Source organism: Brevundimonas subvibrioides ATCC 15264 (assembly GCF_000144605.1).
GTDB lineage: Bacteria > Pseudomonadota > Alphaproteobacteria > Caulobacterales > Caulobacteraceae > Brevundimonas > Brevundimonas subvibrioides.
The window spans coordinates 1,787,704-1,802,325 of the sequence record NC_014375.1 but is presented as its reverse complement, the minus strand read 5'-3'; the positions used below and the strand labels follow the sequence as shown (position 1 = coordinate 1,802,325).

The 14,622-nt window shown below is 67.1% G+C and carries 16 protein-coding genes and 1 tRNA gene; 4 read left to right on the top strand and 13 right to left on the bottom strand.

The features are described 5' to 3' along the window. Window positions 1–55: 55 nt before the first annotated feature. Both BRESU_RS08990 and BRESU_RS08985 read right to left on the bottom strand, forming a co-directional pair. Entirely contained in the window at window positions 56–1,225 is a 1,170-nt protein-coding gene (locus BRESU_RS08990; RefSeq protein WP_041761487.1) for an aminotransferase, read from the bottom strand. Between the two features lie 73 nt (window positions 1,226–1,298). Then, window positions 1,299–2,033, bottom strand: coding sequence for a hypothetical protein (locus BRESU_RS08985; RefSeq protein ID WP_013269225.1), 735 nt, complete (start codon window positions 2,031–2,033; stop codon window positions 1,299–1,301). 85 nt (window positions 2,034–2,118) lie between these two features. Here BRESU_RS08985 and BRESU_RS08980 point away from each other — a divergent pair, with 85 nt between their 5' ends. Then, a complete protein-coding gene (locus tag BRESU_RS08980) occupies window positions 2,119–2,724 on the top strand; it encodes an LOG family protein (protein ID WP_013269224.1) in 606 nt (201 codons plus the stop codon). A gap of 144 nt (window positions 2,725–2,868) precedes the next feature. Then, window positions 2,869–3,186 carry a DUF8200 family protein gene (locus BRESU_RS08975; protein ID WP_013269223.1) on the top strand — a complete coding sequence of 106 codons (318 nt, stop codon included), beginning with the start codon at window positions 2,869–2,871 and terminating at the stop codon, window positions 3,184–3,186. Between the two features lie 161 nt (window positions 3,187–3,347). Here the strand turns inward: BRESU_RS08975 and gltX are convergent, their stop codons facing one another. Further along, on the bottom strand, window positions 3,348–4,697 hold the full coding sequence (gltX, locus tag BRESU_RS08970; protein WP_013269222.1) for a glutamate--tRNA ligase: 1,350 nt from the start codon (window positions 4,695–4,697) through the stop codon (window positions 3,348–3,350). A gap of 130 nt (window positions 4,698–4,827) precedes the next feature. Here gltX and alr point away from each other — a divergent pair, with 130 nt between their 5' ends. After that, on the top strand, window positions 4,828–5,865 hold the full coding sequence (alr, locus tag BRESU_RS08965) for an alanine racemase (RefSeq protein WP_013269221.1): 1,038 nt from the start codon (window positions 4,828–4,830) through the stop codon (window positions 5,863–5,865). A gap of 114 nt (window positions 5,866–5,979) precedes the next feature. Further along, window positions 5,980–7,956 (top strand): M61 family metallopeptidase, encoded by a 1,977-nt coding sequence (locus BRESU_RS08960; RefSeq protein WP_013269220.1) that lies wholly within the window; start codon window positions 5,980–5,982, stop codon window positions 7,954–7,956. Here the strand turns inward: BRESU_RS08960 and BRESU_RS08955 are convergent. The 10 genes from BRESU_RS08955 to BRESU_RS08910 form a co-directional block, all read right to left on the bottom strand. Beyond that, window positions 7,953–8,633 (bottom strand): type 1 glutamine amidotransferase domain-containing protein, encoded by a 681-nt coding sequence (locus BRESU_RS08955; RefSeq protein WP_013269219.1) that lies wholly within the window; start codon window positions 8,631–8,633, stop codon window positions 7,953–7,955. The genes BRESU_RS08960 and BRESU_RS08955 overlap by 4 nt on opposite strands. 136 nt (window positions 8,634–8,769) lie before the next feature. Beyond that, the gene (gene rplL, locus BRESU_RS08950) at window positions 8,770–9,156 is read right to left on the bottom strand and encodes a 50S ribosomal protein L7/L12 (RefSeq protein WP_013269218.1); all 387 of its coding nucleotides are present in this window, start codon (window positions 9,154–9,156) and stop codon (window positions 8,770–8,772) included. A gap of 65 nt (window positions 9,157–9,221) precedes the next feature. Beyond that, complete coding sequence (rplJ, locus tag BRESU_RS08945) at window positions 9,222–9,737, bottom strand: 50S ribosomal protein L10 (RefSeq protein WP_013269217.1); 516 nt, start codon at window positions 9,735–9,737, stop codon at window positions 9,222–9,224. A gap of 313 nt (window positions 9,738–10,050) precedes the next feature. Beyond that, window positions 10,051–10,611: a DUF2059 domain-containing protein gene (locus tag BRESU_RS08940; protein ID WP_013269216.1), complete on the bottom strand. Its 561-nt coding sequence runs from the start codon at window positions 10,609–10,611 to the stop codon at window positions 10,051–10,053. Between the two features lie 113 nt (window positions 10,612–10,724). Next, window positions 10,725–11,414, bottom strand: a complete 690-nt coding sequence (rplA, locus tag BRESU_RS08935) for a 50S ribosomal protein L1 (RefSeq protein ID WP_013269215.1) — start codon at window positions 11,412–11,414, stop codon at window positions 10,725–10,727. Window positions 11,415–11,416: 2 nt separating this feature from the next. Beyond that, window positions 11,417–11,848, bottom strand: coding sequence for a 50S ribosomal protein L11 (rplK, locus tag BRESU_RS08930; RefSeq protein WP_013269214.1), 432 nt, complete (start codon window positions 11,846–11,848; stop codon window positions 11,417–11,419). A gap of 183 nt (window positions 11,849–12,031) precedes the next feature. Next, window positions 12,032–12,613 (bottom strand): transcription termination/antitermination protein NusG, encoded by a 582-nt coding sequence (gene nusG / locus BRESU_RS08925; RefSeq protein ID WP_013269213.1) that lies wholly within the window; start codon window positions 12,611–12,613, stop codon window positions 12,032–12,034. Between the two features lie 19 nt (window positions 12,614–12,632). Beyond that, entirely contained in the window at window positions 12,633–12,944 is a 312-nt protein-coding gene (gene secE / locus BRESU_RS08920; protein ID WP_013269212.1) for a preprotein translocase subunit SecE, read from the bottom strand. 81 nt (window positions 12,945–13,025) lie between these two features. Further along, window positions 13,026–13,101: transfer RNA gene (locus BRESU_RS08915), tRNA-Trp, on the bottom strand. A 95-nt stretch (window positions 13,102–13,196) separates the two neighbouring features. After that, complete coding sequence (locus BRESU_RS08910; RefSeq protein WP_013269211.1) at window positions 13,197–14,531, bottom strand: hemolysin family protein; 1,335 nt, start codon at window positions 14,529–14,531, stop codon at window positions 13,197–13,199. Window positions 14,532–14,622 lie beyond the last annotated feature (91 nt).

Sequence of the window (14,622 nt, the reverse complement as noted above, 5' to 3'; positions counted from 1 at the left end):
CTCTCTCGGCTGCTTTGGCCCGACAATCCAGACTTCCCGTCCGGGACCCACGGGCTCAGGCGGTCGAAGCGCTCATCCCCCTCGCCCGACCCAGTCGCTCGATCGCGAGATCGAGGACATCGTCCGCCTTGGCGAAACACAGCCGAACGACGGCACCGTCTTGCGGTGCCGTGACGAAGGCCGAGACGGGGATGGCGGCGACGCCGAACTCGGCGACGGCGCGCCGGCAGAACATGTCGTCGCCGACAGCCACGCCGGAGGCAGCCAGGTCGATCCCGAGGAAATAGGTGCCTTCGCTGGTCGTCAGCACGAAGCCGTGACGTTCCAGCCCCGCCGCCAGCCGGTCACGCGATCGCTGGAGGTCGTCTGCCATCGTCCGGAACGAGTCGTCCGGCCAGGCCAGCCCCACGGCCACTGCGGTCTGCAGATTTGGCGGCGTGGCGAAGGTCAGGAACTGGTGCGCCTTGGCGACGGGATCGACCAGATCGGGCGCGCCGCAGACGAACCCGATCTTCCAGCCCGTCATCCCGAACATCTTGCCGGCCGATCCGATCTTGAGCGTCCGCCCGGCCATGCCCGGCTCGGCCAGCAGGGAGCGGTGCCGCCGCCCCCCGAAGATCACATGCTCCCAGACCTCGTCGCTGATGGCGATCAGATCGTGGCGGACGCACAGTCGCGCCAGAGCCGACACTTCGGCCGCATCGAAGGCGCGGGCCGTCGGATTGTGCGGATTGTTGAATAGGACGACGCGGGTCCGGGGCCCGATGACGGCCTCGACATCCGGCTCGGACAGCCGCCACACCGGCGCCTGCAGCCGGACGACCCGGACCGTACCCCCGGCCCGCTCGATCAGGGGGCGATAGGCATCATAGGCCGGCTCGAAGACGATGACCTCGTCGCCCGGGCTGACGAAGGCGAGGATGGCCGCGGCCAGCCCCTCGGTCGCGCCGGACGTCACCAGCACACCCTCGACTTCCAGCGGCACGCCCTGCATGCGGCCATAGTGCTCGACCACGGCCTGACGCAGGTCCGGCAGGCCTCGCGACGGCGCGTACTGGTTCGACCCCGTCATCAGCGCCTCGGCCGCTATGCGTCGCAGGCTTTCCGGGCCCGGACTGTCCGGAAAGCCCTGTCCGAGGTTGATCGCCTGATGCGTCCGGGCGAGCCCCGACATGGTCTCGAAGATCGTGGTCGGCATGTCGGCGAAGACGGAATGGGCGCGCATCCCATCAACGGAGCCGAGCGGCATGGGCAGCGCAAGCCACAGCCTCGAAAAAGCTGTCGCGCCGACCGTCGAGTCAGGGCGTGGTCCTGTCCGGGAACCATGTCACCTGGCGCGCGCCGCCTGTGCTGGTCCAGCCCAGTCGCCAGCCCTCCCCTGCGCGCTCCAGCACGCCGTCGGTGGTGACGACCATCGGCGGCGGCGTGAAGACTCGGTCGCCGACCTGGACAGGTTCGGAACCGTCGCCGCTGACCAGAAGCGTCCAGCGGCCGTCTTCGCCCGCGGTCACCGTACCGCCGCCCCTGCGACCCACAGCGACGGCAGCGCCCGCTCCGGCGCGACCGGACAGGAAACCCGCACGTCCGTCGGTGTCGACGGCATCGAGCGGTCCCGCCGGGTCCAGCCGGCGCGTCGGGGCCCCGATGCCCAGCAGGGCGACGGGCCCGCGCGGGTCGAGTGGCACCAGAAGCCGGCCCGGCGCGGGATAGGCGATCTGCCCGACCTGGGCCTCGACCGCCAGCAGGGCATCCTGTTTCGGCGCCGGCAGCCGGATATCGAAATGCCCCGCCTCATCCGCTCCGGCGGCATAGGCGACCCCATCGGGACCGGTCAGGACGATCCGCCCGAACCGCGCGCCCAGACCGCTGACGACGATGGCATTGCCTTCGCGCACGACGCGGTCGACGCGCGGACCGGCGACCCAGCCGTCCGTAGCGGCCTCGGCACCAGCCGGCGTTTCAGGCGGCGATCCACAGGCGAAAAGGCCGAGAGTCGCACCGACAACCGCACAGATTGCAAAGGATCGTTTCATCCGGCTCGCCGCGACTATAGGACTGCCCATCCCGTTAGCCTGTCCACCGGCTGACTGTCTCGCTTCACCTGACCCCAGAGAGTCCATGAGCACTTCGGAGCTTCGCATCGCCCCCTTCGACGGCCAATCGGTCTGTCTGTTCTGCGGCTCGTCCGATGCGGCCGATCCCAAATACACCCGGGCCGCTGCCGACTTTGGCCGCGCCAGCGCACAGGCGGGCTGGCGCCTGGTCTATGGCGGTGGAGGTGTCGGTCTGATGGGGGCCTCCGCCCGCGCCGCGCACGAGGCCGGCGGTCGGGTGCTGGGCGTCATGCCGGGCTTCCTGCGCAGCCGCGAGCGTCTGTTCGACGAGGTCGAGACCCTGGTCGTCACCTCCATGCATGAGCGCAAGCAGATTATGTACGACCAGTCTGACGCGTTCGTGGTGGCCCCGGGGGGCATCGGCACGCTGGAAGAGGTCGTCGAACTGCTGTCGTGGAAGCGGCTGGACCTGCACGGCAAGCCGGTGATCTTCCTCAACATTGACGGCTTCTGGGACACCTTCTTCGACCTGATGCGTCACAGCGTCGCCTCCGGCTTCACGCCCGAATCCTTCCTTCAGGCCTGGACGGTCTGCGACACGGTGGAGGCCGCGGTGGAAGAGATGAAGCGCGCGCCCGACAGCGCGGCCTTGCAACATGATCGGCGATAAGTGAACATCGCTTAGTCACCGGCGCGTCGATCTGCCCGTCCATCTGCTTTGAAAACGCAGGTTGACAGTTTTTAAAAAAGACGCACTAGTCGGAGCGTTGATGCCCAGGGCCGATCCGGCCCGATCCAGTCTCGGAGCCTCCCCATGCGCGCTGTCCTCCTCGCCGCCGCCCTTCTGCTTGCGCCCGCCACTGCCACCCATGCCCAGTCCGGCACCGGCAGCACCTTCACGGTCCAGAACGTCGCGTTCACTCCCCAGGCTCCCGTTCTGATCGACGGGGTCAACTGGCGCTGCAATGCCGAGAACGTCTGCGTCGGCACGGGCGGCCAGTCCCAGCCCGCCAGCCGCGCCTGCCGCCGCGTCGTCGCCCGCGTCGGCGTTGCCCTGGCCAGCTTTACCTACAAGGGCACGACCCTGAGCAGCGAAGAGCTCGCCGCCTGCAACGTCGCCGCCGCAGCCTGATCCAATGGGTCGCCTCCCCGTCGCCGTTTGGCGATGGGGAGGTGGAACGCAGCGTAGCGGCGTGACGGAGGGGTTCTTGGTGCACCCAGAGCCCCTCCGTCTGCTCGCAAGGGCTCGCACCCACCTCCCCATCGCTGCGCGACAGGGAGGAGACAGTTGACCTAGGCCACTTCGCCCTTCAGCCGCTTCTCGATCCGCTCGCGTCCGATCAGGGGCACGATCGTCGCCATATCGGGCCCGTGGGGCTGACCCGTCAGGATGTGGCGCAGCGGCATGAACAGCGCCTTGCCCTTGGCCCCGGTGCTGTCCTTCACCGCGCTGGTCCAGACCGACCAGGCTCCCGCATCGATCGTCTCCGGCAGCACGGCCAGCGCCGCGGCCGCGAAGGCCGGATCCTCAATTACCGGCGTCACCGGCCCCCGCACCATCCGCGCCAGATCGACGACGTCGCCGAACTTCGTCAGGTTCGCGCGCACCGCATCCCAGAACGTCTCGCCCAGATCGCAATCGAGGGTCTCCAGCCGGCCTTTCGCCGCCGCATAGGGCATGGCGTGCAGAGCCTGGGCGTTCAGCCGGTCCAGGTCCTCGTTGTCGTATCGCGCCGGAGACCGGCCCATCTTGTCGAAGCTGAAGCCTTGGCCCAGCGCCTCGATGCTGTCGGCGACCTCCAGCGGGTCCGACGTCCCGATACGGCCCAGGTGGCTGGTGATGGCGATCGGCTCGTATCCCTGATCGCGCATCTCGGCGACCGACAGCGATCCCAGTCGCTTGGACAGTGCCGCGCCGTCCGCCCCGACCAGCAGCGGCATGTGGGCGAAGGTCGGGACGGTCGTCCCCAGCCCGGCGGCGATCAGGGCCTCGAAGATCTCGATCTGCGCGCCCGTGTTGGTCGTGTGGTCCTCGCCCCGGATGACATGGGTGATCCCCATGTCGATGTCGTCCACGACCGACGGCAGGGTGTAGAGATACAGCCCGTCCTCGCGGATCAGCACCGGATCGGACATCGAAGTCGTGTCGACCTCGGCATGACCGCGCGACAGGTCCTCCCAGGCGACGCGGCGACCGTCCAGCTTGAAGCGCCAGTGGGGCTTGCGCCCCTCGGCCTCCAGCGCGGCCTTGTCCTCGTCGCTGAGCGCCAGCGCCGCGCGGTCGTAGATCGGCGGCAGGCCGCGCGACAGTTGCACCTTGCGGCGGCGATCCAGCTCCTCGGGCGTGTCCCAGGCCGGGTACAGCCGTCCCGCCGCCTTCAGCCGCTCGGCCGCATCGTGATAGCGGTCGAACCGCTTCGACTGGTTGTAGCGCTCATCCCAGACCAGCCCCAGCCAGGTCAGGTCGTCCTCGATCCCCTGCTCGAACTCCGGCGTCGATCGGGCCAGATCGGTGTCGTCGATCCGCAGGACGAACGACCCGCCCTGCCCCTTGGCGAACATCCAGTTGACCAGGGCTGTGCGGACGTTGCCGACATGCAGCTTGCCGGTGGGCGATGGGGCGAAACGGACCTTGACGGACATGAGACAGGCGACCTTGAAAGCGAGGCGCACAGGTCGGTCACCCCGCCGCCCAAGTCAAGGACAGCGGCCAACAGCCGACGACGTTCGCTTTTCGGCTTCCGGCGCAACGATCTTGCGGCATAAGGCGACGATGACCGCGACCGCGACCCTGACCGTCGATCTGGATGCCCTGGCGCACAACGTCCATGCGCTGGCGGCCATTTCCGGTGCGCCCGTGCACCCGGTGGTCAAGGCCGACTCCTATGGCCTTGGGGCGATCCCGGTCGCGCAACGCCTGTTGAGGGAGGGGTCACGAACCTTCTTCGTCGCGCGCCTTGCCGAGGGCATCGCCCTGCGCAGCGCCCTCGGCCCGGAGCCCACCCTCTATGTGCTGGACGGCTGCGTCGGCGACGCCGCGCCCGCACTGAAGGCCGCCGATCTTCGCCCCATCCTGAACCACGGCGACCAGCTGATGGCCTGGCGGGCGGCGGACGGCGGGGCCTGCGGTCTGCAGATCGACACCGGCATGAACCGGCTGGGCTTCCGCATCGAGGACGCGCCCGCCCCCTTCGAGGGCCTGTCCCTCGTCATGAGCCACCTCGCCTGCGCCGACGAGCCCGCCCAGCCGATGAACCGGCGACAGAGAGACGCCTTCGCCGCGGCCGCGGCTCGTTATCCCGGAGCCTTGAGGTCTTTCGCCAACTCCGGCGGCTGCTTTCTGGGGCCCGACTACGCCTTCGACGCTGTCCGCCCCGGCATCTGCCTCTACGGCGGTGGACCCGAAGGCCGCCCCCACGACCGGATCAAACCCGTTGCGACCCTGTCGGCCCGGGTGCTGCAGGTCCGCGATGTCCCGGCGGGCGAGAGCATCGGCTATTCGCGCGGTTTCGTTGCGCCTGAGGCGCGCCGCATCGCTACCTGCGGAGCCGGGTACGCCGATGGAGTCCTGCGCAGCCAGTGCCCGAACGGCCAGGTCTGGGTCGCCGGATCGCTTCGCCCCATCCTCGGCCGCGTTTCGATGGACGTCATCGCCGTCGACGTGACCGGGCTCGACGTCGCCGTCGGCGACCCGGTCGAGCTGTTCGGCCCCAACCACCTGCTCGATGACGCGGCAGCGGCGGCCGGGACGATCAGCTACGAACTGCTGACGTCGGTCACCGCGCGGGTTCCCCGGCGATACGAGGGGTGAGACAGAGGTCTTCCCATCGCTTCGGCGATGCGCGTTGTCTGCTTCGCACTTGACCTCCCGGTCCTGCCGTCGTGATCTCGCCGTCCCCCTCAGTCGCCTTTTACGGATCCGCCCATGTCCCGTCTGCTCGTCACCGCCTGTACGGCCGCCCTTCTGATCGCGGCGGGTCCGGCGCTGGCCCAGAGCATCGGCACCGGTGCCGGTCCGACGGCGCAGAACATCGGCGGATTCGCCGATAGCCCGGCCATCCCTGCGCCCACAGCCGCCACCTATCCGGGCACCATCCGGTACGAAGCCGACATCACCGACCTGGACCATCGCGTGATCTCGGTGAAACAGACCATCCCGGCCCGCCCCGGCCCCCTGACGCTGCTGTATCCGAAATACCTTCCCGGCAACCACGCCGACTCAGGCCCGATCCAGCTGCTGGCCGGCGTCGTGATCACCGCCAGCGGTCAGCCCGTCGAATGGCGACGCGACGCGGCCGACCCCTATGCCTTCCACCTCGACGTCCCGGCCGGAGCTTCCGAGATCGAGGTGTCGCTCCAGTGGCTGACCCAGGCCGACAACGCCAACTGGCGCGTCGTCATGACGCCCTCGATCGTCAACCTGGAATGGGAGAAGGCCATCCTCTATCCGGCCGGCTATGTGTCTACGGGCATCATGGTCGAGGCGTCGGTGAAACTGCCCGCCGGCTGGAACTACGGCACCGCCCTGACCACCGTCAGCCACGAGAACGACGTCGCGCGCTTCGAGCCCGTCGACCTCTACACCCTGGTCGACAGTCCCATGTTCGCGGGCGCCAACTATCGTCGGATCGACATCGATCCGTCGGGCGACGACGTGCACCTGAACATCGTTTCGGACGAGCCCGGCAACATCGCGCCGACCGCCGAACAGCTGGGTCTCTACGAGAATCTGGTCACCCAGACCGACCGCCTGTTCGGAGCCCGTCATTTCGACCACTACGAGTTCCTGGTCGCGCTCACCGACCAGCTGGGCGGCATCGGGCTGGAGCATCATCGCAGTTCCGAAAACACCGTCGCGCCCGACTTCTTCACGAACTGGGGCCGGTCGGCCGGCAACCGCGCCCTGCTCCCGCACGAATACGCCCACTCCTGGAACGGCAAGTATCGCCGCCCGGCCGACGAACTGACTGCCAACTACAACGTCCCGACCGAGAACAGCCTGCTATGGGTGTATGAGGGCCAGACCGAATACTGGGGCGACGTGCTGTCGGCCCGCAGCGGCCTGCACACCCTGGAGCAGACCCGCATCACCCTGGCCAGCCGCGCGGCCTTCTATCAGAACCAGCCGGGCCGGGCCTGGCGCAATCTGCAGGACACCAACAACCACAACCTGCTGGGCTACCGCGTCCCCGGCCAGTGGGGGTCGTGGATGCGCGGCACCAGCGACTACTACGACGAGGCGGCCCTGATCTGGCTGGACGCCGATACGCTGATCCGTGAGCGGACCAATGACCGCAAATCCCTCGACGACTTTGCCCGCGCCATGTTCGGCTCGGGCATCGAAGGCTCGGACGGCGTCTGGGTGCCCAATGGCTATACGTTCGCCGACGTCGTTGCGGCGCTGAACGGCGTCACGGAATACGACTGGGCGACCTTCCTCCGCACCCGCCTCGACGCCACGGGTCCAGAGGCCGAAGCGCCGCTGGACGGGATCGAACGCGCCGGTTACCGCCTCATCTACGTCGACGCCCCCTCGGCCGAGGAAAAGGCCATGAACGGGGGATGGGGGTCAGACTTCCAGTACTCCCTCGGCTTCAGTCTGCAGGGACCGAACAACCGTATCGGCGGCATTCGTTGGGGCGGGCCTGTCTATGCGGCGGGGATCGGCGCGGGCTGGGACCTGATCGCGGTCGGCGACAAGGCTGCGACACCCGAGGTCCTCCGCACCGCCGTCACGGATGCCAAGGGTGACACCGCCCCTATCCGGCTGACGCTGAAAAGCGGCAGCCGGATCCGGACACTCGACCTGATGTGGACAGAAGGGCTGCGCTATCCCCGCCTGGAGCGGATCGAGGGCACCCCCGACCGCCTGGCCGACATTCTGGCCCCCCTTCGGCGCTAGACCTTCAGCAGGCCCAGCAGAGCCTTCGCGGCCTCCTCGGAGGACGCGGGGTTCTGACCGGTGATCAGCTTGCCGTCGGTCAGGACGAAGGGCGCGAAATCGGCGCCCTTCTCGTAGAGGCCGCCGTTGGCCTTCAGCATGTCCTCGACCAGGAAGGGCACCACGTCCGTCAGGCCGACTGCGTCTTCTTCACCGTTGGTGAAGCCGGCCACCTTGCGACCCTTGACCAGGTATTCGCCGTCCGGGCCCTTCACATGGCGCAGGACGCCGGGCGCGTGGCAGACGGCCGCCACCGGCTTGTCGGCACGAACGAAGGCCTCGATCAGGCTGATGGACCCGGCGTCTTCCGCCAGATCCCACAGCGGGCCGTGGCCGCCGGGATAGAAGACCGCGTCGAAATCGTCGGCCTTCACCTCCGACAGCCTGTGGGTGCCGGCCAGTTCGGCCTGGGCGGCGTCGTCAGCCTTGAACCGCTTCGTGGCCTCAGTCTGGGCGTCCGGTTCGTCGCTCTTGGGGTCCAGCGGCGGTTGGCCGCCCTTGGGCGAGGCCAGGGTGATCTCGGCCCCGGCGTCCTTCAACACATAATAGGGCGCGGCGAATTCCTCGAGCCAGAAGCCGGTCTTCTTGCCGGTATCCCCCAGCCGATCGTGCGAGGTCAGGACCATCAGGATTTTCATGGCGGGGGGCTCCGTTCAGACGAGGGGATCGCGCCAGGCTTTGCCGTGGCGGGGACTGAACGCGAAAGGGCCCGGCGGTTTCCCGCCGGGCCCCTGAAAAGCGATCGGCGACCAAAAGGCCGCAGGCGTTTTTCGCTTACTTGATCTGAACGGTCGCGCCGGCTTCCGTCAGCTTCTTGGCGATTTCGTCGGCGTTCTGCTTGGAGACGTTCTCGACGACGTTCTGCGGAGCGCCTTCGACCAGGTCCTTGGCTTCCTTCAGACCCAGGTCCGAACGCACGCCACGGACTTCCTTGATGACGTTGATCTTCTTGTCGCCGCCCGAGACGAGCACGACGGTGAATTCGGTTTGCTCTTCGGCGGCTTCAGCCGGAGCAGCAGCACCGCCACCGGCGGGCATCGCCATCGCGACCGGAGCAGCGGCGCTGACGCCCCACTTTTCTTCCAGCAGCTTGGACAGTTCGGCGGCTTCGAGGACGGTCAGCGAGGACAGGTCGTCGACGATCTTGGACAGGTCGGCCATGGTCAGTTTTCCTTCGGAGGATTGGGTTTGTTAGAGAGGGTTTGCAGAGATGGAAGAGAGGTCGCTTACGCGGCTTCCTTGGTGGCATAGGCGTTGAACACCCGGGCCAGTTGGGCAGCGGGGGCCTGGACGACGCCGGCGATCTTGGTCGCGGGCGCGTTGAGCAGGCCGAGCAGCGAAGCGCGGATCTCGTCGAGTGTCGGCAGTTTGGAGAGGCTCTCCACGCCCTTCAGATCGACGACGGTCTCGCCCATGAAGCCACCGACGATGACGAAGCGGTCATTGCCCTTGGCGAACTCGGTCGAGACCTTGGCGGCCGTGGCGGGGTTCTCGGCGTATGCGATGCCCACGGGCCCCTTGAACAGGCCGTGGTACTCGCTGCCTTCGGCCGCTTCGAGCGCCTTCAGCGCCAGGCGGTTCTTGACCACCTTGAACGCTCCACCGGCGGAGCGCAGACGGCCCCGCAGGTCTTCCATTTCCGCAACGGTCAGGCCCAGGTTATGGGCCACGACCACGCTGCCAGCCTCGGCGAAGACGCCTTTCAGCGACTCGATCGACTCGGCTTTTTGTGCGCGATCCATTGCGGTCTCCAGTCTTGAGGTTCGCCGCCGGGCTTATTCCCGACAACGAGTTGGCCAAAGCACTGCGCGTCGCCGCGAAGCGTTGAGGCCGGGTAACGATGTCCGAAGGAAGGTCTGACGCTGGGTCCGTCCCGGATGCCGGGCCGACCGATGCGTCTTCACGTCCCCATCTCCCCACGGCGCTGGAGGGCTCTCCAGCATTTATGGCCTGGGTGACCCCCAGACCCCGAAGTTCTCGGACAGGACCGTCGGGACCGGGGTCTCGACGGAAGAGCGCGCTCTATACAGCGCAGGATAGGAATTGCAAGCCGACTCAGTCGGCCAGCAGGCCTTGCTGCGCGGCATCCTTGGCCTCACGCAGTTCATCGGGCGTGCACTTCAGCTCGGCGCACAGCTCGACCACCACGTCGCGCGTCAGCGAAGGCATAAGCTCGGCTATGCGCTCCTGAACCCTGGGTGCCGCCTCATACATGCCGGTCAATGTGGCCTGGCCGAGATCGCTTTCGTAGAAGGCGACGATGCCCTGCAATTGCTCGAGCGTGTAGATGTCGGCATAGATCGGGGCGGTCTCGGCAAAGATGCGTTCGATCATCCGCGACGTCGTCGCCTGCAGCGCCCGCTCATAGGCCTGAGGATCGAAGCCGCCTTCGCTCTTGGTGAACTCTGCGCCGGCCCCCGTGATCATGTCGCGGATCATGACGCCCATCTGATCCACCTGCATCGCCGCCATATACCGGCGCGCCAAGGCCAGCCGCTCGGCGGCGTGCGGTCCCGAGACCTGGTCGATGGCCCGATCCTGCGCCATGGCGGGGGCCGCCACCGCACCGCACGCCAGAACGACGACGGCGCAAAGGCTCGTCAGACGATGCGTCATCGAAAATCCCCCAGGTTGTACGCGTACAATCTACGAGGCAGCCCGTAGCGCAAGAAAAAAGGGCGGCGACCCTGCGGTCGCCGCCCCTGTTCTCTATCCGACGATGGTCGGGATCAGGCCGTGACGGAGGCCGGATCGATCTTCACGCCCGGGCCCATCGTGGACGACAGGCTGATGCGCTTGACGTAGGTGCCCTTGGCGCCGGTCGGACGAGCCTTTTGCAGGGCGTCGACATAGGCGCGGACGTTGGCCTCGAGGGCTTCCTGAGTGAAGGAGGCCTTGCCGATGCCGCCGTGGGCGATACCGGCCTTCTCGACGCGGAACTCGACCGCACCGCCCTTGGCGTCCTTGACGGCCTGGGCGACGTTCGGGGTCACGGTGCCGACCTTGGGGTTCGGCATCAGGCCGCGCGGGCCCAGCACCTTACCCAGACGACCGACCAGGGCCATCATGTCCGGGGACGCGATGACGCGGTCGAAGTCCATGAAGCCGCCGTTGATCTTTTCGTACAGATCCTCGGCACCCACGACGTCGGCGCCGGCGGCCAGGGCCTCGGCGGCCTTGGCGTCCTTGGCGAAGACGGCGACGCGGACGTCACGGCCGGTGCCGGACGGCAGGTTCACCACGCCACGGACCTGCTGGTCGGCGTGACGGGGGTCGACGCCCAGGTTGACGGCGATCTCGATCGACTCGTCGAACTTGGCGGTGGCGTGGGCCTTCACGGCGGCGATGGCGTCGGAGACGGTCATCAGGGCCTGGGTGTCGGCGGTGAACGCCTTCATGCGCTTGGTTGGCTTCGACATGCTCAGCGCTCCACGATGTTCAGGCCGATGGCCTTGGCGGAACCTTCGATGATGCGCGCGGCGGCATCCAGATCGTTGGCGTTCAGGTCCTTCATCTTCTTCTCGGCGATCTCGCGCAGCTGGGTGCGGGTGATCGAACCGACCGTCTCGCGGCCCGTCAGCTTGGCGCCCGAGGTGATGCCCACGGCCTGCTTGATGTAGTGGGTGGCCGGCGGGGTCTTGGTGACGAAGGTGAAGCTCTTGTCCTGGTAGACCGTGATCACGGTCGGCAGGGGCGTGCCCTTCACTTCCTTCTCGGTGCGCGCGTTGAACTCCTTGACGAAGCCCATGATGTTCACGCCCCGTTGACCCAGTGCGGGCCCGATGGGCGGCGAAGGCGTGGCCGAACCGGCCGGCACCTGCAGCTTGATATAGCCCAGAATCTTCTTGGCCATTGGTCTCTCCTGTGAATGACCCCGAAGCTAATCGGGGCCGGTGAGCCGTGGTCGGGCATGGCTGCCTCCCACGGATTTGTCCCGGAGCCGGAGCCACGGGAGGCGCGCCTATAGCGGAGGCACCCCGCAAAAGCAAACGGCGGCTCCGAAGAGCCGCCGCTGCAGATCGTGATCCTGAAAGGCCTAGGCCGCGTTCTTCTCGACCTGGCTGTATTCCAGATCCACCGGCGTCGGCCGGCCGAAGATCGAGACGGCGACGCGCAGGCGGGCGGCGTCCTCGTCGACACTCTCCACCTGGCCGTCGAAGCTGGCGAAGGGACCGTCGATGACCTTGACGGTCTCGCCGATGTCGAAGCGGATCGTGGGCTTGGGACGCTCCACGCCCTCTTCCACGGCGCCGATGATGGCCTGGACCTCACGCTCGGAGACCGGCAGCGGCTTGGTGCCGCCCGCGGCGCCCAGGAAGCCCGTGACCTTGGGCGTGTCCTTGACCAGGTGATAGGCGTCGTCGGTCAGTTCCATCTTCACCAGGACATAGCCCGGGAAGAATTTGCGCTCGGAGTTGACCTTGCGGCCCCGGCGGATTTCCACGACGTCCTCGGTCGGCACCAGGATCTCGGAGAAGCATTCCTCCAGATCGCGCTGCTTGGCCTGGTCGCGGATATGCTGGGCGACCTTCTTCTCGAAGTTCGAATAGGCGTGGACGATGTACCACTTGTGCCTCGGGTTCGAGGCGACCTTGGTGTCGGGCGCTGCATCCGTCATGGGCGCGTCTCCTTGTTGATTATTGGCCGATGGCGAGAATGATGGTCGACAGCCAGCCCAGGGCGGTGTCGACGGCCCAGAAGAACACGACCGCGATGGCGACCATGATGAACACCATGACCGAGGTGATCCAGGTTTCCTTGCGGCTGGGCCAGACGATCTTGCGCGCCTCGGCCTGCACCTGGCTGATGAACTGGCCGGGTGAGGTCCGCTTCTTGGGCGCGGGCGCGTCCACTGTTACGGTCGAGGCAGCCGCAGCCGTCGCCAGTTGCGGCTTGGCACGAGCGGCGGGATTGCCGGTGCGACGGCCGGGGAAGTGGGGCTTGGCCATGATCGCCTTAAAGGTCTCGTTTCGAACTTGGGTCCTGTCCCCGCAGATGGGGAGGCCCAGGCTGCGAGAACAGGGGGAAAATGGCAGGAGTTGGGGGATTCGAACCCACGACCCCCGGTTTTGGAGACCGGTGCTCTACCAGCTGAGCTAAACTCCTAGACAAGTCAGATGCGCCGTGAGGAAGACCCCGCGGCGCGTCCGTTCGCCAGACGGGGGGCTATGCCTGACGCTGCCGACCATTTCAAGGCCGGATCAGTGATCCAGGTGCGCGGCGACCGCGTCGGCCTCATCTTCTCTGTTCACGACCTGGCGAAAAAGCAGCTTGTCGATGCGGCGGTCGTCCATGTCGATGACCTCGACCTCGAAGCGGCCGAGCTGAAGGATCTCGCCCTCGTCCGGGACGCGCGACAGCTGATGCAGCACAAGGCCGGCCACGGTGTGGAAGCCGTCGGCTTCGCCGAAGTCCTCGCCCAGTTCATCCGACAGCTCGTCCAGGTCGGTCTGGCCGTCGACCAGCCAGGTGCCGTCGTCGCGCAGACGGATCAGCGCCTCCTTGTCGTCGTGGCCCTCGTCGAAGTCGCCGGCGATCATCTCCAGCAGGTCGGTGGCGGTCACCACGCCTTCGAAGGCCCCGAACTCGTCGACCAGAAAGGCCATGTGGACCTTGGACGCCTTCAGGATCTCCAGCGCCTTCAGCACCGAGGTCGACTGGGGAATGAAGGCCGGCGTCTGGACGTGCTTCTCGATATTGAACTCGCCGTTGTCCAGCAGGCTGTCCAGCAGGTCCTTCTTGTGGACGACGCCCAGCGGGTTATCGACGTCGTTTTCCTTGGCCACGACGATCCGCGAATAGGGGCAGGTCCGGACCTCTTCGCGGAGAACCGCTTCGGTGTCGTTCAGGGCGACCCAGAAGACCTCGTGGCGCGGCGTCATGGCGACCCGGATCGGCCGGTCGCCCAGACGCAGGATCTCCTCGATCATCGTCTGCTCTTCGGGCTCGATCAGACCGGCGGAGGTGCCCTCCGCGATCATGGTTTCGACCTCCTCCTGGGTGACATCGGACCCGTCCCGGTCCTTGACGCCCATGACCTTGAGGATGCCGGAGGTCGAAGCCGTCAGCAGCACCACGAACGGATGCAGCACGATGGCCACGGTCGAGATCGGCGCCGCCATCTTGGCGGCGATCGATTCGGGGAAGATCAGCGCCAGACGCTTGGGCACCAGCTCGCCCACGATCAGCGAGACATAGGTGATGCCCACGACCACCACGGCGGTCGAGGCGATCTGCGCCCAGTGGCCCGCGGCCGGGAAGGCCCCCTCCAGGATACGGGTCAGCTCTCCGGCGATGGCTGCCTGACCATAGGCACCCGCCAGAATCCCGATCAGCGTGATGCCGACCTGGACGGCGGACAGGAAATGGGTGGGGTCTTCCGACAGCTTCAGCGCGGCTCGCGCCCCGCGGTCACCGCGCTCGGCGCGGCTCTGAAGCTTGGATTTTCGGGACGAGACGACCGCCATCTCGGTCGCGGCGAACAGGCCGTTGAGCACCACGAGGAGCAGAACGACGGCGATGGCGATGAGTAACATCTAGGGGGGAGTGGGACCGGCGCGGCGCAACAGCCGGCGTCCGCCCTTCGTCATTAGCCGAATGTGGCCGCTTTCGCCACGATTTCCTTGG

Excerpts from the sequence above, each read along its gene's own strand:
- rplL (WP_013269218.1), bottom strand. The coding sequence starts at position 9,156 with ATGGCCGACCTGTCCAAGATCGTCGACGACCTGTCCTCGCTGACCGTC.
- BRESU_RS08980 (WP_013269224.1), top strand. The coding sequence starts at position 2,119 with ATGAGCACTTCGGAGCTTCGCATCGCCCCCTTCGACGGCCAATCGGTC.
- secE (WP_013269212.1), bottom strand. The coding sequence starts at position 12,944 with ATGGCCAAGCCCCACTTCCCCGGCCGTCGCACCGGCAATCCCGCCGCT.
- rplJ (WP_013269217.1), bottom strand. The coding sequence starts at position 9,737 with ATGGATCGCGCACAAAAAGCCGAGTCGATCGAGTCGCTGAAAGGCGTC.
- BRESU_RS08975 (WP_013269223.1), top strand. The coding sequence starts at position 2,869 with ATGCGCGCTGTCCTCCTCGCCGCCGCCCTTCTGCTTGCGCCCGCCACT.
- BRESU_RS08955 (WP_013269219.1), bottom strand. The coding sequence starts at position 8,633 with ATGAAAATCCTGATGGTCCTGACCTCGCACGATCGGCTGGGGGATACC.
- nusG (WP_013269213.1), bottom strand. The coding sequence starts at position 12,613 with ATGACGGATGCAGCGCCCGACACCAAGGTCGCCTCGAACCCGAGGCAC.
- BRESU_RS08940 (WP_013269216.1), bottom strand. The coding sequence starts at position 10,611 with ATGACGCATCGTCTGACGAGCCTTTGCGCCGTCGTCGTTCTGGCGTGC.
- BRESU_RS08990 (WP_041761487.1), bottom strand. The coding sequence starts at position 1,225 with ATGCGCGCCCATTCCGTCTTCGCCGACATGCCGACCACGATCTTCGAG.
- BRESU_RS08960 (WP_013269220.1), top strand. The coding sequence starts at position 5,980 with ATGTCCCGTCTGCTCGTCACCGCCTGTACGGCCGCCCTTCTGATCGCG.
- gltX (WP_013269222.1), bottom strand. The coding sequence starts at position 4,697 with ATGTCCGTCAAGGTCCGTTTCGCCCCATCGCCCACCGGCAAGCTGCAT.
- rplA (WP_013269215.1), bottom strand. The coding sequence starts at position 11,414 with ATGTCGAAGCCAACCAAGCGCATGAAGGCGTTCACCGCCGACACCCAG.
- BRESU_RS08985 (WP_013269225.1), bottom strand. The coding sequence starts at position 2,033 with ATGAAACGATCCTTTGCAATCTGTGCGGTTGTCGGTGCGACTCTCGGC.
- BRESU_RS08910 (WP_013269211.1), bottom strand. The coding sequence starts at position 14,531 with ATGTTACTCATCGCCATCGCCGTCGTTCTGCTCCTCGTGGTGCTCAAC.
- alr (WP_013269221.1), top strand. The coding sequence starts at position 4,828 with ATGACCGCGACCGCGACCCTGACCGTCGATCTGGATGCCCTGGCGCAC.
- rplK (WP_013269214.1), bottom strand. The coding sequence starts at position 11,848 with ATGGCCAAGAAGATTCTGGGCTATATCAAGCTGCAGGTGCCGGCCGGT.